General features: G+C 69.3%; 16 protein-coding genes. 9 read left to right on the plus strand and 7 right to left on the minus strand.

Translation table 11 applies throughout. The annotated features are described in order from the left end of the window. Window positions 1–26: 26 nt before the first annotated feature. Window positions 27–707: a ferritin-like fold-containing protein gene (locus JOF29_RS07525; RefSeq protein WP_209693500.1), complete on the plus strand. Its 681-nt coding sequence runs from the start codon at window positions 27–29 to the stop codon at window positions 705–707. Between the two features lie 421 nt (window positions 708–1128). Here the strand turns inward: JOF29_RS07525 and JOF29_RS07530 are convergent, their stop codons facing one another. From JOF29_RS07530 to ligD, 5 genes are all read right to left on the minus strand, one after another. Next, entirely contained in the window at window positions 1129–1404 is a 276-nt protein-coding gene (locus JOF29_RS07530; protein ID WP_209693501.1) for a GlsB/YeaQ/YmgE family stress response membrane protein, read from the minus strand. 146 nt (window positions 1405–1550) lie between these two features. Further along, window positions 1551–1778, minus strand: coding sequence for a DUF3107 domain-containing protein (locus JOF29_RS07535; protein WP_209693502.1), 228 nt, complete (start codon window positions 1776–1778; stop codon window positions 1551–1553). A gap of 155 nt (window positions 1779–1933) precedes the next feature. Next, window positions 1934–2563, minus strand: coding sequence for a TetR/AcrR family transcriptional regulator (locus JOF29_RS07540; RefSeq protein WP_209693503.1), 630 nt, complete (start codon window positions 2561–2563; stop codon window positions 1934–1936). A 176-nt stretch (window positions 2564–2739) separates the two neighbouring features. Next, window positions 2740–2949 (minus strand): hypothetical protein, encoded by a 210-nt coding sequence (locus tag JOF29_RS07545; RefSeq protein ID WP_209693504.1) that lies wholly within the window; start codon window positions 2947–2949, stop codon window positions 2740–2742. Between the two features lie 20 nt (window positions 2950–2969). Then, window positions 2970–3899, minus strand: coding sequence for a non-homologous end-joining DNA ligase (ligD, locus tag JOF29_RS07550; RefSeq protein ID WP_209693505.1), 930 nt, complete (start codon window positions 3897–3899; stop codon window positions 2970–2972). 42 nt (window positions 3900–3941) lie between these two features. On the opposite strand from ligD, the gene JOF29_RS07555 reads away from it, so the two are divergent. The 3 genes from JOF29_RS07555 (at window position 3942) to moeZ (ending at window position 9085) form a co-directional block, all read left to right on the plus strand. Further along, the gene (locus JOF29_RS07555; RefSeq protein WP_209693506.1) at window positions 3942–4859 is read left to right on the plus strand and encodes an alpha/beta fold hydrolase; all 918 of its coding nucleotides are present in this window, start codon (window positions 3942–3944) and stop codon (window positions 4857–4859) included. Between the two features lie 177 nt (window positions 4860–5036). Beyond that, a complete protein-coding gene (locus JOF29_RS07560; protein ID WP_307863199.1) occupies window positions 5037–7676 on the plus strand; it encodes a Calx-beta domain-containing protein in 2640 nt (879 codons plus the stop codon). A gap of 218 nt (window positions 7677–7894) precedes the next feature. Next, the gene (gene moeZ, locus JOF29_RS07565) at window positions 7895–9085 is read left to right on the plus strand and encodes an adenylyltransferase/sulfurtransferase MoeZ (RefSeq protein ID WP_209693507.1); all 1191 of its coding nucleotides are present in this window, start codon (window positions 7895–7897) and stop codon (window positions 9083–9085) included. On the opposite strand, the gene JOF29_RS07570 is transcribed toward moeZ, so the two are convergent. Beyond that, window positions 9082–9861, minus strand: coding sequence for a maleylpyruvate isomerase family mycothiol-dependent enzyme (locus tag JOF29_RS07570; protein ID WP_209693508.1), 780 nt, complete (start codon window positions 9859–9861; stop codon window positions 9082–9084). The two genes, moeZ and JOF29_RS07570, sit on opposite strands and share 4 nt — an antisense overlap. After that, complete coding sequence (locus tag JOF29_RS07575; RefSeq protein WP_209693509.1) at window positions 9858–10499, minus strand: TetR/AcrR family transcriptional regulator; 642 nt, start codon at window positions 10497–10499, stop codon at window positions 9858–9860. Before JOF29_RS07575 ends, JOF29_RS07570 begins: the two co-directional genes overlap by 4 nt. A gap of 78 nt (window positions 10500–10577) precedes the next feature. On the opposite strand from JOF29_RS07575, the gene JOF29_RS07580 reads away from it, so the two are divergent. The 5 genes from JOF29_RS07580 (at window position 10578) to JOF29_RS07600 (ending at window position 18722) form a co-directional block, all read left to right on the plus strand. After that, on the plus strand, window positions 10578–10844 hold the full coding sequence (locus JOF29_RS07580) for a DUF2277 domain-containing protein (RefSeq protein WP_209693510.1): 267 nt from the start codon (window positions 10578–10580) through the stop codon (window positions 10842–10844). 47 nt (window positions 10845–10891) lie between these two features. Continuing rightward, window positions 10892–11731, plus strand: coding sequence for a TIGR03560 family F420-dependent LLM class oxidoreductase (locus JOF29_RS07585; protein WP_209693511.1), 840 nt, complete (start codon window positions 10892–10894; stop codon window positions 11729–11731). Window positions 11732–11770: 39 nt separating this feature from the next. Beyond that, window positions 11771–12067 carry an MGMT family protein gene (locus JOF29_RS07590; RefSeq protein ID WP_209693512.1) on the plus strand — a complete coding sequence of 99 codons (297 nt, stop codon included), beginning with the start codon at window positions 11771–11773 and terminating at the stop codon, window positions 12065–12067. 168 nt (window positions 12068–12235) lie between these two features. After that, entirely contained in the window at window positions 12236–15364 is a 3129-nt protein-coding gene (locus JOF29_RS07595; protein WP_372446237.1) for an ATP-dependent helicase, read from the plus strand. A gap of 133 nt (window positions 15365–15497) precedes the next feature. Then, window positions 15498–18722: an ATP-dependent helicase gene (locus tag JOF29_RS07600; protein WP_209693514.1), complete on the plus strand. Its 3225-nt coding sequence runs from the start codon at window positions 15498–15500 to the stop codon at window positions 18720–18722. The last annotated feature ends 1 nt before the right edge of the window (window position 18723 follow it).

Consider the following 18723-nt stretch of genomic DNA (forward strand, 5'->3'; position numbering starts at 1 on the left):
CCCGTACGGCCGATAGGGTGCCGGGCATGGAGCAGACGGCCTTTGACGATCCCGCCTACCGGGCCGCGGCGGTGGACCTGCTGGGTGTGCTGGCGTACGGCGAGCTGACCGCGTTCGAGCGGATGGCCGAGGACGCCAAGCTGGCGCCGACGCTGAACGACAAGGCGGAGCTGGCGGCGCTCGCGACCACCGAGTTCGGGCACTTCCAGCGGCTCCGCGACCGGCTGGTGGAGCTCGGCGTGGATCCGATGGAGGCGATGCGGCCGTTCGTGACGCCGCTGGACGCGTTCCACGACCACACCGCGCCGTCCGACTGGCTCGAGGGCCTGGTGAAGGCGTACGTCGGGGACGGCCTGGCGAACGACTTCTACCGGGAGATCGCCTCGTTCGTGGACGCCGAGACGCGGGCCTTGGTGCTGGACGTGTTCGCGGACTCCGGGCAGGCCGAGTTCGTCGTGGACCGGGTCCGGGCCGCGATCGACGAGGACCCGAAGCTCGGCGGCCGGCTCGCGCTCTGGGGCCGCCGGCTGGTCGGCGAGGCGCTCAGCCAGGCGCAGCGGATCGCCGCCGACCGCGACTCGCTGGCCGCGCTGCTGGCCGGCAGCGTCGACCGCCCGGGCCTGGACCTGGCCGCGATCGGCCGGATGTTCACCCGCCTCACCGAGGCCCACACCGCCCGCATGACCGCCCTCGGCCTCCAGGCCTGACCCCAGACGCCCCGCACCGGATCCCGGGCGGGCCTTTGTACCGGTTCCCGGGCAGGCCTTTGTACCGGTTCCCGGGGCGGTCCCCGGCGCGGGATCCCGGGCGGGCGGGCCCTCGTACCGGATCCCCGGGCAGGCCCCTGGACTGGACCTGTTAGCTGGCTGTCGCGTTTGAGGGGTTGACCCCTCAAATTGTCCCTTCACCGGTCGCATGAAGGGGGCGAAGGGACAACGCGGGCGGTTAACCCCTCAAACGGCCCGGTGGGCGGACGACCGCGCTCGGTCTGAACGCCGTGCCCGGGTGGGGTGACGGCGGCGTTCCGCGAGTGGGCGGTTCTCGGGTGGGGTGAGGGCGGTGGTGTCCGGGTAGGGCAACGGCCGCCCTCCCCGGTGGGGTGGCGGCCGTTTGGTGGTGCTGCCTGGATCAGGCGGTTGTGGCTTTGTTGTTGCGCGCGGAGATGATCGCGATGACGATCGCGGCGCAGACGATCTGGATCAGGTACTGGATCCAGTCGGGGCCGGGAGTGTCCTTGACGCCGAGGAAGTAAGCGATCAGACCACCGATGAAGGCGCCGATGCCGCCGCCGAGGATGGTCCAGCCGAGGCTGATGTTCTGTTTGCCGGGGAGCACCAGCCGGGCCAGCGGCCCGAAGATGATGCCCGCGATGAGGCTGACGATGAGCATCCAGACCCAGTACACGGTTCCTCCTTGTGAGGGTTGGTGACCTGCGGCCCTGGCCCGGTGCCCCGTGACAACCAGACCACTGCGGACGCAGGTCTACCGCAATCGTGCCCGCTGAATGCTCCCGTGCAACCCGGACACGCGCGACTGTGTCCGGAATGCGATCAGATCGCGCCGAAGCCGACCTTGCGGGTCGAGACCTCGCCGATCTCGACGTACGCGAGCCGGTCGGCCGGGACGAGGACCTTCCGGCCCTTGTCGTCGGTCAGCTCGAGCAGACCGGACTTCCCGCTGAGCGCGTCCGCGACCAGCTGCTGGACCTCTTCCGGGCTCTGATCGCTCTCCAGAACCAACTCACGATTGGCGTGCTGTACGCCGATCTTGACCTCCACGAAACCCTCCGGGCACAAGCTCCGACCGGCGGCTCTCGCCGGTGACGGTTCGAGCCTATCCGCTACCCATCGCCAGCTCTCACCCGTCCGCCCAGAGCAGAACCCCAGAGCAGAACCCCAGAGCACAACCCCAGAGCACAACCCGGAGCGGAACCTCAGCCGTCGGTACGGGGGAAGCCCCGGATGCCGCGCCAGGCCAGCGATGCGACCAGGTCGGCGGCGTGTTCCTGGGGGAGGGTCGGGTTGCCGGCGCCCAGCCAGTACCGGGCGCTGACCTGGGCCATGCCGACCAGGCTGACGGCCAGCACCATCGACTGCTCTCGGTTCAGGCCGGCGTCGGCGCTGATCACCTCGGAGACCGCCTCGGCGCAGGCGTGGGTGACCCGGTCGACCCGCTCCCGGACGGCCGGCTCGTTGGTCAGGTCGGACTCGAACACCAGCCGGAAGGCGCCCTGCGCGTTCGCCACGTAGTCGTAGAACGCGTGCATGGTGGCGGCGACCCGGAGCTTGTTGTCCTCGGTCGACTTGAGCGCGTCCTGCACGGAGGCGACGATCGCCTCGCAGGACGTGTCCAGCAGCGCCAGGTACAGCTCCAGCTTGCCGGGGAAGTGCTGGTAGAGGACCGGCTTGGACACCCCCGCGCGGTCCGCGATGTCGTCCATCGCGGCGGCGTGGTACCCGTTCGCGACGAAGACCTCCTGGGCCGCCTCGAGCAGTTGCGCGCGTCGCGCCAGCCGGGGCAGGCGGCTGCCTCGCTTCGGTGCGGTCTCCGGTGTCGTCGACACGGCGGGCTCCTTCGGTGGTGCGCTCCGGTGACGGTCTGCGTCCGCCACCAGGTCGTTCCACGAATCCTACCCAGCAGTCCTCCCGGTCAGTAGCTTCCCCGCCGTCCGGTGTTCCATCGTGGTAGCCCGGAGGCGTTCCAGCGTGGTAACAATCGGTCGCCGGTGCGAGCGTTCGCTCAGCGGTACTCGTCCTCGCCGCCGTCGTCGCTCACGACGTGACGTTGTTCCTCGACGTCGGCCGGATCCGCCTCGTTCGGCAGGTCGTCCTCGCCGGACCGGTCGTCCGTCACGGTCGGCCCCTGACGCTGCTCGAGGACGTCCGCCTCGGGCGCGTCGTCGGGCAGGTTGCCGTTGCCCGGACCCTCGTAGTCGGTCTCGCTGGTCATTCCGGCTCGTCTCCTTCCGGTCAGCTCTGCGGTAGTGGTTGCGGGTCGTCGTACAGGCCCTCGAGTACGTCGCCGTACTCCTCGATCCTGGCGAGTACGTCGTGCGGCAGGAACTTCAGGTCCGGCGGTGCCGTGGCGGCGGCCACCTCGTCCCAGTCGATCGGTGTCGAGACCCGTGGCTCCTCGGCGCCGCGGAGCGAGTACGGCGCGAGCGTGGTCTTGGCGCTGGCGTTCTGGCTCCAGTCGATGAAGACCTTGCCGGGCCGTAGCGCCTTGGTCATGTTCGCGGTGACGTTCTCCGGCAGGGCCTCGGCCAGCTGCTCGGCCAGCTGCTTCGCGAAGGCACTGGCGTCCCTGGACGACGCGGGCTCGATCGGTACGTACAGGTGCATGCCCTTGTTGCCCGAGGTCTTCGGCCAGCCCTCCAGGTCGTAGTGGTGCAGCAACTGCCGCAGGGCCAGCGCTACGTCACAGCACTCCACAATCGAAGCTCCCGGACCAGGGTCCAGGTCGAACACGATCAGGTCGGCCTGCGGGTCCTTGCCCTGGTCGGACAGCCCGATCCGCCACTGCGGGACGTGCAGCTCGAGCGCGGCCAGGTTCGCCAGCCACACCACGGTCTGTACGTCGTCACAGACCACGAAGCTCATCTCGTCGCGTCCGGTCGAGCTCCCGGGGGTCGGCAGGGTCTCCGTCCGTACCCAGGACGGCGTACCGCGGGGAGCGTTCTTCTCGAAGAAGAACGGCGCATCCGTACCGTCAGGCCACCGCTTGCGGGTCAGTGGACGGTCGGCCAGGTGTGGCAGCAGCAACGCGGCCACCTGGTGGTAGTAGTCGATCACCTCGGCCTTGGTAAACCCGGACTGTGGATACAGCACCTTGCCGAGGTTGGTGAGCTTCATGGTCTGCCCATCGACCTCGGTCGTCAGCTGCTGCTGCGCACCCGCCATAAGTCCCAGTCTCCATCAGCAGACCGGCCTAACATGGGTCCTGTGGATAGTTACGGGCCAGTAACCGGGGACGCCGTACCCGTGGAACTGCAGGAGTGGCCGGAGCGGCGGGTGCCGGTCGCAGGGGTGGAGCTGCTGGTCCGGGACCTGCCTGCGGCCGCACCGGACCTGCCGCCTGCGCTGTTCGTGCACGGCCTCGGCGGGTCGTCGCTGAACTGGACGGCGCTCGGCCTGCTGCTCAAGGACACCATCCGCGGCATCGCCCCCGACCTGCCCGGTTTCGGTCGTACGCCGTTGTCGGGCGTGACCGGGATCACCGAGCAGGCCGACGTACTGGTGCGGCTGCTGGAGCAGGAGGAGTACGACAGGCCGGTGCACGTCTTCGGGAACTCGATGGGTGGGGCCTCGTCGGTGGCGCTGGCCGCACAGCGTCCAGACCTGGTGGCGTCTTTGACTCTCGTCTCGCCGGCCCTGCCGCATCCACGCGTGTCTGCGAGTGCCCTGTGGTTCACGGCATTGGCCACGCCGCGGCTCGGTCCCGCTGTGCTGGAGCGGACGCAGCGGCTGCCGTTCGACCAGCGGTTCGAGGCGTCGCTGGCGATGGTGTTCGGTGACCCGCTGGCGCTGTCTGCAGAGGTGCGTGCGGCGTATGAGGCTGAGCTCCATCGACGGGATACCGACCCGTGGGGCCGGCAGGCGACCGTGGAAGGTGCTCGCAGCATCCTGCGCTCGTCGCTTGCGAGGCCGCGCCGGTCGTTGTGGGCAGATGCAGCCACGGTGCAGTGCCCGGTGCTGTTGATCTACGGCGGCAAGGACCGTCTCGTCGACGCGCGGATCCGTACCAAGGCGCAGCGCGCGTTCCCGAACGCACACCTGCTCTACCTTCCGCAGTCCGGGCATGTGGCGCAGATGGAACACCCCGGCGAAGTGGCCCGCGCCTTCCGGCACCTGATCGCCTGATCGAGTCGATTCCGACGCGCCACTGAGACACGACCGAAGATCTCGTCAGGTCAACTTGGGCGCGTGATTGGCAGAACCGCCCGTAATCTGTCGTTGGGGATCGCCGTACTACTGGGGGTCGGGTCGCTTCCGGCGACCGCCGCGCCTCCAGTTGTTGCTCAAAGCAACCAATGGGACGTGCGACCGCTCGCAGACGGCTATCAACTGACCCTGCACCTCGACGCGCCGGCACCGCTGCGCGCATCCCTTCCGCTGCTGGAGGTCGACGGCACCGCCTTGGGCGTTGCCAAGCAGTCGCCCGACCGCAGGACGATGACCCTGGTCACCACTGACCCGGCCGTCCTGACCGCACACGACGTACGCCTCGTCTGGTCCGGAGACCTGGGCAAGGAGGCGGGTAAGAGCCGTGGCATCACCGCCGCAGCCGGCCCGACCGATGCCTACTGGCTGAAAGCACGGCGTGGTCCGCTGCTGCCGGCCGACCCGGGAGCACTGGGCAAGTACAAGGTGGACACCGCCGAGTACAACCTGGGCGACGAGGCCGTGTACCTGCCCGGCCTCGGGCACCGGTCCGAGCTGCTCGGCAAGGTGTACACGCCGCACGGTGCGATCGGACCGCGACCACTGGTCGTTTTCCTGCACGGCCGGCACGAGAACTGCTACGGGGAGCCCACAGACCCCAACAGCCTCGACAAGCCGTGGCCGTGTCCCAAGGGGATGAAGCCGGTCCCCAGCTACCGCGGGTACGACGGTCCGGCGACAGCACTGGCCAGCAACGGCTACCAGGTCGTGTCGATCAGTGCCAACGCCATCAACGGCTGGGACGGTGACGCGTACGACGCCGGCGCACAGGCGCGGGCCGAGCTGATCCTGGACCACCTGGCGCTCTGGCGGAAGTGGTCCACCATCGGCGGCGGGCCGTTCGGTACCCGCTTCGTCGGCAAGGTGGACCTGCAGAACGTCGGGCTGATGGGTCACTCACGTGGCGGCGAGGGAGTAGCCCGGGCCGCGGTGCTGAACGCGGACCGCGGCGGCCAGTACGGCATCCGTGCGGTACTCCCGCTCGCTCCCACGGACTTTGCCCGTGCCACGGTGCCGGGCGTTGCCATGAGCGTCGTACTGCCGTACTGCGACGGGGACGTGTCCGATCTGGAAGGACAGCAGTTCTACGACGACACCAGGTACTCCGTGAGTGGTGACACCGCACCGCGGTCGACCGTCACGGTGCTGGGCGCAGACCACAACTTCTTCAACACCGAGTGGACGCCGGGGCAGTCGGTGGCCCCGTCCATCGACGACTGGGCCGGCGACGAGAAAGAGTCGCCGTGTGGTGCGAAGACTCCGGGCCGGTTGACAGCGAAGCAGCAGCAGGCTGTCGGTACGGCGTACGTCGCGGGCTTCTTCCGCCTGCAGCTGGGGCACGAGAGGCAGTTCCTGCCGCAGTTCGACGGCTCCGACTCGCGGGCCGCGTCTGCCGGTAAGGCCGTAATACGGGTGGTGTCGCAGGCGCCGCTGGCGTCGCGGGAGGACCTGAACCACTTCGACACCGCACTACCGGCCGGCGCGGTCAGTGGGAAGGCTACGGCGACGGTGTGTGCCGGTGTGACCAGTACTGCGGTCAGGGCTGCCCTGCCGACGTGCATGAGCACCGACGACTGGGCCAACGCACCGCACTGGACGACAGCGTGGTTCGCGTCGAAGACACCGACCACCGCGGTGACCAAGCTCAAGTGGAGCGGTGCGAACGGAGTAGTGCGTATCGCTGTGCCTGCCTGGCAGCGTGACGTACGGCGGTTCGCTGCACTCACGTTCCGCGCCGCACCGGACCCTGCTGGCAAGCCCACGACGGACCTGACCGTCCGCGTGGTCGACGGGCACGGGCGGGCAGCCGCCGTACCGGTGTCTACCGTCAGCGACGCACTGGTACGAATGCCTGGCGCTAACGGGAACGGGCTACCTAAGAACCTGCTGCGGACGGTACGTGTCCCGTTGACGTCGCTGGTGGGCGTGGACCTGAGTGACGTACGCAGTGTGGAGCTGCGGACGGACAGGGTCGCCACCGGGTCGGCGTACGTGAGTGACTTGAGCTTCTCGAGTCCCGGGCTCGGGCTGTCGGCCCCTGCGGTCCTGCTGCCGAAGGTGTCCGCTTCCAACGTCACGGTGAAGGAAGGGGACAAGGGCATACACAACGTGGACTTCTGGGTCCGGCTGTCGCGGCCGAGCATTCGGCCGGTCACGGTGTACGCCGAGACCAACGGGGACCTGGGGGAGTCAGTAGGCGAGGTAGCGCGCCGGCTGGTGTTCAAGCCGGGGCAGGTACGTCAGAAGGTGACCGTGCCGATCAGGGGGAACACGCGGGACAGCTACGACCTCCCGTTCAGCCTGGTGTTGTCCGCACCGCACGACGCGCTGCTGAACGAGTCCTTCGGGCACGGCCTGGTCCTTGACGACGACCCGACGCCGACACTCACCCTCGGCAACGTGAGGACCGTGGAGAAGGCGGGCGTCGTCAACCTCCCCGTCAAGCTGTCCGCGCCGAGCGACAAGTACATCACCTTCTCCGGCGTCCTGAAGGACGGTACGGCGGTGATCCGGAAGGACTACGCCAGCGTCAACGACGACGGCACCGGCCCCGCGATCCGGGCCATCGACGGGTACGTCGAACCGGGGAAGACCACCGGCGAGCTCCAGGTCAAGATCGTCGACGACAAGGTCAAGGAGCCGACCGAGACGTTCAGCGTCGTGATCGACACCGTGGACAGCGCGCTGCTGAAGCTCCCGACCACGCTCACAGTCACGATCACCGACAACGACTGAACACCCCGGCTTCGCGTCTTTGAGCACCTGCCAACCAAAACTCCGGCGTCGGAACGGTTGGTGGGTGCTCAAGGTGGGGGCGGGGGTGTGGAGAGTGAGACGGGGGTACCGGGATGTGGACTCTGTCGGGGGCTGTTGGGATAGTGCGGGAACATGGAGGTGGGACAGATGGTTGAAAACCGGAGATCCCGTCCGACGTCTTCCTGAGGAGCCGACACGTGTCACTGCCACCGCTGGTCGAACCGGCCGACGAGCTCACGATCGACGAGGTGCGGCGGTATTCGCGGCATCTGATCATCCCCGAGGTCGGGATGGCCGGGCAGAAGCGGCTGAAGAACGCCAAGGTGCTGGTGATCGGCGCCGGCGGTCTCGGCAGCCCTGCGCTGCTGTACCTGGCCGCCGCCGGTGTCGGCACGCTCGGCATCGTCGAGTTCGACACCGTCGACGAGTCCAACCTGCAGCGCCAGATCATCCACGGCCAGTCCGATGTGGGGAAGTCCAAGGCCCAGTCGGCCAAGGAGTCCATCCTCGAGGCCAACCCGTACACGAACGTCGTCCTGCACGAGACCCGGCTGGACAACGACAACGTGTTCGAGATCTTCGAGCAGTACGATCTGATCGTCGACGGCACCGACAACTTCGCCACCAGGTACCTGGTGAACGACGCCGCGGTGCTGCTCCACAAGCCGTACGTGTGGGGTTCGATCTTCCGCTTCGACGGCCAGGTCAGCGTGTTCTGGGCCGACAACGGCCCGTGCTACCGCTGCCTGTACCCGGAGCCCCCGCCTCCCGGCATGGTCCCGTCGTGCGCCGAGGGCGGTGTGCTCGGCGTGCTCTGCGCGTCGGTCGGCGCCGCGCAGGTCACCGAGGCGATCAAGCTGCTCACCGGCATCGGCGACCCGTCGCTGGGCCGGCTGAACATCTACGAGGCGCTCGACCTGAACTGGCGTTCGCTGAAGGTCCGCAAGGACCCGAACTGCGCCATCTGCGGCGAGCACCCGACGGTCACCGAGCTGATCGACTACGAGAGCTTCTGCGGCGCGATCACCGAGGAGGCGGCCGACGCGGCCGTCGGCTCGACGATCTCGGTGAAGCAGCTCAGCGAGTGGATCAAGCTCAAGGAGAACGGCGAGAAGGACTTCGTCCTGATCGACGTCCGGGAGCCGAACGAGTACGAGATCAACCGGATCCCGGGCTCGGTGCTGATCCCGAAGGCGGACTTCCAGACCGGTGTGGCGCTGGAGAAGCTGCCGCAGGACAAGCAGCTGGTCTTCCACTGCAAGTCCGGCGTCCGCTCCGCCGAGGTCCTCGCCATCGCCAAGGGCGCGGGCTTCTCGGACGCCGTCCACGTCGGCGGCGGCGTCGTCGCGTGGGTTGACCAGATCGACCCGAGTCAGCCGTCCTACTAAAAGGGCATCCTGCACGAAGCGACCGCCTCAGTGGCCACGGGATCACCTGTGACCACTGGGGCGTCGTCGCGTCCGGACAAGGTGCGCATGTACGCGACCGCGTCGACGGCCGCGCGACCCACCGGCGTACCCCTCCCGAGCTGGTAGGTCCCACCTCCCGCGCCCGTGAGCTCCACCTCGACCGCGGGCCGCTCGCCCCACCACGGACCGTCGATCACGTCGTACATCACCTGCGCGACGAGCTCCTCGCCGTACGACCCGGCGTCGAACGGCCGGCCGAGGGCTTGGCAGACGTCGTCGCGATGCATCCACAGGTCGCGCGCCAGCAGGATGTCGTGGATGTACCCGAGGTTCATCCGGAACCCGTTGAACGTCATCGACATCCGCCGCATCAGTCCCGGCTCCGTCGAGATCCGTTGGGTCGCCCGCGCCCACCGCGCGTCGAACTCGGTCCGCAGCTGCGCAGGCGGCGTACCCCGGTGCTCGTCGGCCTGCACCATCATGTGCGCGTCGATCCGCGGCACGTCCGGATGGACCCGCTTCGCCTTCCGGTACCGCCGCGAGAACGACGCGAGCTGGTTCACGTCCTCCGCCTGCCCGATCAGGTGCCCGGCGATGTCCGCGACATCCCATTCGTCGCAGACCGTACGGCGCTGCCACTCGACCCCCTCGATCGACGCGAGCAGTTCGTGCCACGCCTGGAGCTCGGCGTCCCGGTGGATCCGGCACCGCGGGCGCCCGGCCCGCCCGATCCGCTCCGCGAGTACTGCGGTCATGTCGTCCCCCTTGTTGGTGCGTAGTACCGATAGAACATCTCGAGTACGACGGGGAGCAGCCGGCTGAACCGCCCCTCGTCGAACGAAGCGTCCGGCTCGTTCGCCAACTGCTGCGAGAGCACCCCCGCTGTGACCGACGTGAACACCGCCAGCCCTTCTTCGCTCGCGGCGTCCGGATGCAGCCGACCGGCGTCCACGCCTGCCTGTAGCTGCGCGCGGAGGTCGGCCAACGCCTGCTGCGCCGGCGCGAACGCCTCCGGGCTCGGCTCGAAGCCGGGGACCGTCCGCCAGAACAGGAGCTGCGTGTAGACCGGGTTCTGCATGCTCCACCGGGCGAACGCGGTGGTCCCGATCAGGTGCAGCTGCACCACGTCGTCGGTCGTCGCTGCCGCGATCGCCTCCCGTTGCGCGGCCAGGAACAGCTCCGCGCCGCGCTGGAACAACGCGTCGTAGATCGCCATCTTCGACGGGAAGTACTGGTAGAGCGACGGCGGCTGCAGGCCGAGCCGCCGCGCCACAGCGGACAGGCTGAGCGCCGCGACCCCCTCGCTGCTCATCAGCTCGATCGCGACGTCGAGGATCTCCGCGATCGTCGCCTGACGACGGCGGGTACGGCGGTCCGGTGCGGCAGTGCTCATACCTTGAGGAAAACCTAATACTGTTAGGGATGTCAATACCTCGTAGACTGTCCTCGGCGGCGCGTACTGTCTTAAGGCATGTGCAGAAACATCACCGTGCTCCGGGGACTCGAGCCGTCCGCGACCTCCGAGGAGATCTACGCGGCCGCATTGCAGTACGTCCGAAAGGTGACCGGCGTCGGCTCGCTGAGCGCGACCACCCGCGCCCCGATCGAGCGTGCGGCCACCGAGGTCGCCCGCATCACCGAGCAACTCCTCGAGGAGATGCCGGCCCGCCGCACCCCACCCCAGACCGTCCCACCACTACGCCGGCCCGAAGTCCGCGCCCGCCTCGGCCTCGACTAGGGCGTAGTGTCGCCCTCGGGAAACGGTTGCCTCTAGGGAGGGCGCAGATGCGGTTCGCGATCAAGACCAGGCCGGAGCACACGACCTGGCAGCAGATGCGGGACGTGTGGGTGGCGGCGGACCAGTTCGAGATCTTCGAGTCCGCCTGGCACTGGGACCACTTCTACCCGCTCACCGGTGACATGCAGGGGCCGAACCTCGAGGCCTGGACGACGCTCGCCGCGCTCGCGCAGGCGACGTCCCGGATCCGGCTCGGCTGCCAGGTGACCGGGATGATCTACCGGCACCCGGCGGTGCTCGCAAACATGGCCGCGACCACGGACATCATCAGCAACGGCCGCCTCGAGCTCGGCATCGGCGCCGGCTGGAACGAGATGGAGACCGCGGCGTACGGCATCGAGCTGTACGGCCTGAAGGAGCGCTTCGACCGGTTCGACGAGGGCACGCAGGCGATGATCGCGCTGCTCACCGAGAAGGTGGCGAACTTCGACGGCAAGTACATCAAGCTCACCGACGCGTACTGCAACCCGAAGCCCGTGCAGACGCCGCACCCGCCGATCACCATCGGCGGCAGGGGCCCGAAGCGGACGCTCGGCGCGGTCGCCAGGTGGGCGCAGCAATGGAACGCCATCGTCCAGGGCACCGAGGACTGGAAGTCGCTCAAGGACGTACTGGTCCAGCGCTGCGAGGAGGTCGGCCGCGACGTCGACGAGATCACCTGCTCGGTCAACGTCCGCATCGACCCGGACAGCCCGCTCGACAAGGCGGTCTCCGAGGCAGAGGCGTACGGCGCGGCCGGCGTGGACCTGGTCATCATGAACCTCCCGCTGGACGCGGGGCCGTCCGTCCTGGAGCCACTCGCGAAGGCGCTCGCCCCGCTCGCTTAGGTCCTGTCTGGTGATCCAGACAGGACCTAGATTGGTCCCGTGGATCGGGAGGAGTACGTCGAGGCGGTACTGCAGGCCGTGGAGTCGATCCCGGAGGGCAGCGTCGCGACGTACGGCGACATCGCGGAGTACGTCGGCCAGGGCGGACCGCGGCAGGTCGGCGCGATCATGCGCGAGTACGGCGCGAGCGTGCCGTGGTGGCGGGTGATCCGCGCTTCCGGCGTACCGGCGGACGAGGTCGGCGACGAGCAGTTGCACCGGCTGCGGTCGGACGGCGTACGGATCGCCAACGGCCGCGTCAACCTCCGCCAGGCGCGTTGGGATCCGCAGGTCTGACCGTCCGGTTTCCGACGATCTGGGGACCGGGCGGGGTGCCCGTCGGGTTTTGTCGGTGGGGTCTGCTGAGATGGGGCGATGGTCGGCAAACAGGGGTCTCGGTACCGGTTGGTCCGGGAGGTGGAGCGGAGGGCGGAAACGCCTGTCCTGGATGGCGATCAGCAAGCCGTGGTGGACCATGCCGGCGGACCGTTGCTGGTGCTCGCCGGGCCGGGCACCGGGAAGACGACGACCTTGGTGGAGGCCGTTGTCGATCGCGTTCGGAGCCGTGGGCTGAGTCCGGACGAGGTACTGGTGCTGACGTTCGGGCGCAAGGCCGCGACCGAGCTCCGGGACCGGATCACCAGACGGCTGGGCCGGACGACGCGGGTGATGCCGTCGATGACGTTCCACTCGTTCTGCTACGCGTTGCTGCGCCGGTTCACGCCGGCGGACGCGTTCGACGTACCGCTGCGGTTGCCGTCCGGGCCGGAGCAGTCGTCGCGGTTGACCGAGGCGCTGTCGGGCAGCCGTGAGGTCGGTGCGGTGCACTGGCCGGGCAGCCTGCATCCGGCGTTGAAGACGCGCGGGTTCACCGACGAGGTGCAGGCGGTGATCGGCAAGGCGCGGCAGTTGGGTCTCGACCCGGAGGACCTGTCCGCGATCGGGCGGTCGGCGGAGCGGGCCGAGTGGGTCGCGGTGGGGGACTTCTTCGAGGAGTACCTGCAGGTTCTCGACGCGGAGCAGGTGCTGGACTACTCCGAGCTGATCCACCGCGCGGTGATCCTGGCGCAGCAGCCGTCGGTGCAGGCCAAGTTGCGGACCGAGTTCAAGGCCGTGTTCGTGGACGAGTACCAGGACACCGACCCGGGGCAGACCAAGCTGCTGCAGGCGATCGCGGGCGACGGGCGCGACCTCGTCGTGGTCGGCGATCCGGACCAGTCGATCTACACGTTCCGCGGCGCCGACGTGCGCGGGCTGCTGCGGTTCACCGACGAGTTCCGGACGCGGGACGGAGCGGAGGCGGCGCAGATCGCGCTGGGTACGACGCGGCGCTTCGGGACCACGCTGCAACGCGTCTCGCGGAACGTCGTCAACCGGCTCGGCGTACCGGGATCGCTGGATCGGGACACGTTCGAGCGGTTCCGGAACCCGGATGCGTCGTCGTGTGTCTACGGTCCCGGAAAGGTCGAGGCGAACCTGTACTCGACCGGCGGGGCCGAGCTCGAGCACATCGCGGACCTGCTGCGGCGGGCGCACGTCCAGGACGGCCTCGGGTGGAGCGAGATGGCCGTCCTCGTCCGGTCCGGCAGCCGTTCGATCCCGCCGTTGCGCCGGGCGTTGGCGGCGGCGGGGATCCCGGTGGACGTCGCGGGTGACGAGCTGCCGCTGTCGCGTGAGCCCGCCGTACGGCCGATGCTGCTGGCGTTGCGGGCGGTGGCCGATCCCGAGACGCTGACCGTCGACGTCGTACGGGCGTTGGCGCTGTCGCCGTTGGGGGCGATGGACGCGGGGCAGTTGCGGCGGCTGGCACGGGTACTGCGGCGGCGTGACCGGGAGGCGGCGGGTGGTCAGCGGTTGCCACGGTCGTCGGACGAGCTGTTGCGCGAGGCGCTGCTGAATCCGTTGCTGCTCGACGAGGAGGCGTCGCCGGCCGAGGCGCGGTTCGCGGCCCTGGGCGAGCGGTTGCTCAAGGCAAGGAACATCGTGACCGCCGGTGCGGCGCCGGACGAGGTGATGTGGTCGCTGTGGGCGGACTCGCCGTGGCTGCGGCGGTTGCGCGGGCAGGCCGGTGCCGGCGGCGAGACGGCGCGGACCGCGAACCGGGACCTGGATTCGTTGTGTGCGCTGTTCGACGCGGCCGGGCGGGCGGAGGAACAGGTCGGTTTCAAAGGGGTTTCGGCGTTTTTGTCGGAGCTGGAGTCGCTGGACATCGCGGGCGACAACCGGTTCGACGGGACGTACCGGGAGGCCGGCGTACAGCTGATGACGGCGCACCGGTCGAAGGGTTTGCAGTGGCGGCTGGTCGTGGTGGCGTCGGTGCAGGAGGGGCAGTGGCCGGACCTGCGCAGGCGCGGGTCGTTGCTGGAGCCTGACCGGTTGGGGCCCGACGGGCTGATCGACCGGTTGTCGCCGGGCGCGTTGCTCGCCGAGGAGAGACGGCTGTTTTACGTCGCGATCACGCGGGCGCGCGAGCGGTTGATCGTAACCGCCGTACAGGCGCCGGAGGCCGACGGCGATCAACCGTCACGATTCCTTGCCGAGCTGGACATTCCTTTGAAGGTGGTGGCGGGGCGGCCGCGGCGGCCGTTGTCGTTACCGGGGCTGGTCGCGGATCTGAGGTGCGTGCTGGCGGATCCGGCGTCGTCGCCCGCGTTGAAGCGGGTGGCGGCGGATCGGCTGGCCCAGTTGGCTGACGCCGTCGACGACCGGGAGCAGGCGTTGGTGCCGACGGCCGATCCGGCGCGGTGGTGGGGCGTTCGGGAGCGGACCGAGTCGGTGCGGCCGATCGCGGACCCTGCGCAGCCGGTGCCGCTGTCCGGAAGTACGTTGACGACGATCGTGGACTGTCCGCTGCGCTGGTTCCTGACCCGGCGGGCCGGTGGGGAGACGCCGAGTACGTCGGCGATCGGGTTCGGCATGGTGCTGCACACGCTGGCCGACGCGGTCGCGACCGGGACGCTGCCGCCGTCGGTCGACGAGCTGAACGGGTGGCTGGACAAGGTGTGGACGCAGCTCGAGTTCGAGTCGCCGTGGATCTCGGACCGGGAGCGGGCCGAGGCGGAGCTGGCGCTCCGGCGGTTCGTCGCCTGGCATCAGGGACGGCCGGATCGCACGCTGGTCGGCACCGAGGTGGACTTCGACGTACTGCTGCCGGACGAGGAGAATCCGTCGGTCCGGGTGAAGGGCCGGATGGACCGGGTCGAGACGGATCCGGAGGGTACGGTCCGGGTGGTCGACCTGAAGACCGGGCGGAACATCCCGACCAAGCCGGCGCTGGCGCGGCACGTGCAGCTGGCGATCTACCAGCGCGCGATCAACTCCCGCCAGCTGAAGAAGCTCGGCGAGAACGCGACCGCCGGCGGCGCCGAGCTGGTCCAGCTCCGCCACGACGACAACGGCGGCTTCCCGAAGGTCCAGCACCAGGGCCCACTGGACGCCGACGAGGACGGCAGGACCTGGCTCGACGAGGCGATCGATGATGCCGAGAAGCTGATCCGCTCCGAAGATTTCGTCGCCACCCGCAACGACGGCTGCGCCCGCTGCGAAGCCCGCGCGCTCTGCCCGATCCAGCCCGAAGGCCGGGAGATCGTGTGATGAGCGCGGTCGTCGGTGCCCAGGTGCTGGGGGCGTGCACCCCCTGCGGGGGCCAGGGACAGGAAATCGCGTGTCTCCGGTCCCCAGTTCCTGTGCAAGGGTCCAGTTGGTGGTTGGTTCGGGAGGGGGCGCGGTGACGCGGGTCGAGCTGAGGTCCACGTCGGAGCTGTGCGATCTGCTGGGGATTCCGTTCTCGGATCAGCAGCTGGCTGCTATTACCGCTCCGTTGGCGCCGGGCGTGATCGTGGCCGGCGCGGGGTCGGGGAAGACGACCGCGATGGCGGCGCGGGTGGTGTGGCTGATCTGTACGGGGCAGGTGCAGCCGGAGGAAGTGCTCGGGCTGACCTTCACTAAGAAGGCGGCGAACGAGCTCGACGTCCGGATCCGCGAGGACCTGACCAAGGCGGGCGTACTCGGCTCGACGCTGCCCAAGGAGCAGTACCCGATCCTCGCCGCGCACCTGCGCAGCAACATCCCGAACTGGGAGCCCGAGGAGCCGGGCGAGCCGGTCGTCTCGACGTACCACGCCTTCGCGGGCACGCTGATCGCCGAGCACGGGCTGCGGCTCGGCCTCGAGCCGGACTCGCGGGTGCTCGCGGACGCCACCCGGTTCCAGCTCGCCGGTCGCGTCGTACGCCGGTCCGCCGGGCCGATCCGGTTCGCGTCCCACCATGTGCCGACGCTCGTCAACAGCCTGCTCGCCCTCGACGGTGAGCTCGCCGACCACCTGCTCCGTCCGGACGACATCCGCGAGCACGACGACGCCGTACGGCTGGAGGTCGCCGCCGCGCGGAAGCAGACTGTCGAAGTACGCAAGCTCGCCGAGACCGCGTTGAAGCGTGGGGAGATCCTGCAGCTCGTCGAGGAGTACCAGACGTACAAGGGGGAGCGCGGCGTCGTCGACTTCGCCGATCAGATGGCGCTCGGCGCGCGGCTGGCGGAGGAGTGCCCGGAGGTCGCGGCCGTCGAGCGCGCGCGGTACAAGGTGGTGCTGCTGGACGAGTACCAGGACACCTCCGTGTCGCAGCGGCGGATGCTCACCGCGTTGTTCGCCGCCGGTGACGGTCGCGGGCATCCGGTGACCGCGGTCGGCGACCCGTGCCAGGCGATCTACGGCTGGCGCGGCGCGTCCGTCGCGAACCTGGACGAGTTCCCGTCGCATTTCCCGCAGGCCGACGGCTCGCCGGCTTCGCGTTATGTGCTGAGTGTCAACCGCCGCTCCGGCAGCCGCATCCTCGCCGCCGCGAACCAGCACGCGGCCGAGCTGTACGAACGACACCCCGGCGTGATCCCGCTCGAGGCACCCGACAACGCCCCCGAGGGCGCGATCACCGTCGGACTGTTCGAGACGCGCTCGGAGGAGATCGAGTGGGTCGCGGACGCGATCGTCTCCGCCCACCGCACCCGCAACCGCCGCTGGAAGGACATCGGCGTCCTGATGCGGACGAACGTCGACCTCAGCGCGGTCCACGAGGCGCTGATCGCGCGCAAGGTCCCGGTCGAGGTCGTCGGCCTCGGCGGACTGCTCGCGCTGCCCGAGGTCGTCGACGTGGTCGCGACCCTGCAGGCCGTCAACGACCTCACTGCGAACGCCGCGATGCTGCGGATCCTGACCGGCCCGCGGTACCGGATCGGCCACCGCGATCTCGCCCTGCTCGCCAACCGCGCCCGGATGCTCGCCGACGCCGGCTCGCATCAGGCCGACGACCTGGTGTCCGCCCTGGATGCCGCCGTCGCCGGGATGGACTCGACCGAGGTCAGCTCGCTCGCCGAGGCCGTCGACGATCCGGGGCCGCTGGAGTACGCGCCGGAAGCCCTGGTGCGCTTCAAGGAACTGTCGACCGAGCTGCGCGAGCTGCGCGCGCATGCGGGCGAGCCGTTGCTGGATCTGGTCCGCCGGGTGATCAGCACGATCGGCCTCGACGTCGAGCTGACCGCGACCCCTGACCACGTCGACGCCGGCCGCCGCGACCACCTCGCCGCGTTCCTGGATGCGGTCGGCAACTTCGTGTCGACCGAGTCCGACGGTTCGCTCGACGGTCTGCTCGCGTACCTGGCCGCCGAGGAGGAGTACGCCGCCGGTCTCGATCTCGCCGTACCGAGCGAAGCCGATTCGGTGAAGCTGCTGACCACGCACCGGTCGAAGGGTCTCGAATGGCCGATCGTGTTCGTGCCGACGCTGGTGGCGAAGGTGTTCCCGTCGGACCGCGGCCGGGACAAGTGGACGACGAACGCGAAGGTGCTGCCGTGGCCGCTGCGCGGTGACGCGGACACGCTGCCGGACATCCACGACCTGACGAACGCCGGGCTCAAGGTGTTCGCCGACGAGTGCAAGGACATGAACGCGCTGGAGGAGCGCCGGCTCGGGTACGTCGCCTTCACACGCGCGAAGGAGTTGTTGGTCGCGACCGGTCACTGGTGGGGCCCGACGCAGAAGCGGCCGCGCGGACCCTCGTCGTACCTGTCGGCGTTGAAGCAGCACGCCGGCGAGCGCGTGGTGGCGTGGGCCGAGCAACCCGACCTGTCGGACGAGAACCCGGAGCTCGCCGAGCAGACCCAGGCGCCGTGGCCGGCGCCGTACGACCGGGACTCGTTCCAGCGCCGTCTCGACTCGGCCGCCCTGGTGCAGCAGGCGCGCGCCGAGGGGCCGTCGCCGGATGCCGAGGAGTCGCTGCTGCTCGACGAACAGGCGACGGTCGCGCGCTGGGACTCCGAGCTCGAGCGATTGTTGTCGGAGGCAAGGGAAAGCCGGAGCCGGAAGGCGTACGACGTGACGCTGCCGGTTGCGCTCTCCGCGACCCAGCTGATGCGACTCGCGAAGGACCCGAACGGCCTGGCCGCGGACCTCGCCCGCCCGATGCCCCGCAAACCCAACCGGGCGGCCCGTTTCGGCACCCGCTTCCACGCGTGGGTGGAGAGCTACTTCGGCCAGCAGCTACTGCTCGACCCCGACGACCTTCCCGGCGCCGCGGACGAGGACATCGTCGACGACACGGACCTCACCGACCTGATGGACGCCTTCCGCGACGGCCCCTTCGGCGACACCACGCCGTACGAGATCGAGGCCCCCTTCGCCCTGGCCCTCGACGGCCGGGTCATCCGCGGCCGCATCGACGCCGTCTACCAGGTAGTCCGCCCCGACGGCTCCCGCGGCTACGACGTCATCGACTGGAAAACCACCCGCGGCGAAACCGCCGACCCCCTCCAACTGGCCATCTACCGAGTCGCCTGGTCCGAACTCCTCAACATCCCCCTCACCCAAATCACCGCCGCCTTCTACTACGTCCGCACCGGCGACATAATCCGCCCCGACTCCCTCCCCGACAAACAACAACTCACCAACCTCCTGAACGGCTGAC

Source organism: Kribbella aluminosa (assembly GCF_017876295.1).
In the GTDB taxonomy this organism is placed as follows: domain Bacteria; phylum Actinomycetota; class Actinomycetes; order Propionibacteriales; family Kribbellaceae; genus Kribbella; species Kribbella aluminosa.

What these genes read in the sequence shown, in the direction of transcription:
- JOF29_RS07525 (WP_209693500.1), top strand. Translation starts at nt 27, where the DNA reads ATGGAGCAGACGGCCTTTGACGATCCCGCCTACCGGGCCGCGGCGGTG.
- JOF29_RS07545 (WP_209693504.1), bottom strand. Translation starts at nt 2,949, where the DNA reads ATGACCAGCGAGACCGACTACGAGGGTCCGGGCAACGGCAACCTGCCC.
- ligD (WP_209693505.1), bottom strand. Translation starts at nt 3,899, where the DNA reads ATGGCGGGTGCGCAGCAGCAGCTGACGACCGAGGTCGATGGGCAGACC.
- JOF29_RS07570 (WP_209693508.1), bottom strand. Translation starts at nt 9,861, where the DNA reads ATGACCGCAGTACTCGCGGAGCGGATCGGGCGGGCCGGGCGCCCGCGG.
- JOF29_RS07575 (WP_209693509.1), bottom strand. Translation starts at nt 10,499, where the DNA reads ATGAGCACTGCCGCACCGGACCGCCGTACCCGCCGTCGTCAGGCGACG.
- JOF29_RS07580 (WP_209693510.1), top strand. Translation starts at nt 10,578, where the DNA reads ATGTGCAGAAACATCACCGTGCTCCGGGGACTCGAGCCGTCCGCGACC.
- JOF29_RS07585 (WP_209693511.1), top strand. Translation starts at nt 10,892, where the DNA reads ATGCGGTTCGCGATCAAGACCAGGCCGGAGCACACGACCTGGCAGCAG.